This window comes from Corallococcus sp. RDP092CA, assembly GCF_041903675.1.
Classification (GTDB): domain Bacteria; phylum Myxococcota; class Myxococcia; order Myxococcales; family Myxococcaceae; genus Corallococcus.
The window spans coordinates 1-424 of sequence record NZ_JAYESI010000130.1 but is presented as its reverse complement, the minus strand read 5'-3'; the positions used below and the strand labels follow the sequence as shown (position 1 = coordinate 424).

Sequence of the window (424 nt, the reverse complement as noted above, 5' to 3'; positions counted from 1 at the left end):
GAGCGGCCTCCACGCGCACACGCCCCTCCCCGTACAGCGCGCCAACCGCATGCCCCACCCGCTCGAAGCTGCTGCGGCTGTAGGGCAGCACGCCCAGCGCGCGGGCAGTCCCCTGCGCCTCGCGCGAGGTCCCATGGGCCAGCAGGTGGGCCATGCCGCACGCTGCCTCGGGCAGCCAGCCGTCCGCCACGCATCCGGCGCGCAAGCTGACGGTGTCCACCGTGGGGCCGTTTCGCTGTCCCATCCGGCGGTAGAGGCTGCGCTCTACTTCGACTTCCCCTTGCCTCGTCTTGTACGTCGCCGTGTACCGGCCGACGCGCGCGCAGGGAGCGCTGTCGATGAGGAGGCGGGGGGCGTCGGCGTCGTAGCTTTGAAGCAACCTCCGCTTGCCTTCGAGCGACAGCGCCTCAGCCGCCATGTCAAT

At 71.2% G+C, this 424-nt stretch carries 1 pseudogene; it reads right to left on the bottom strand.

What is annotated here, in order from left to right:
* A pseudogene (locus U8525_RS34485) lies at positions 1 to 424 on the bottom strand (ISKra4 family transposase); the annotation flags it as partial.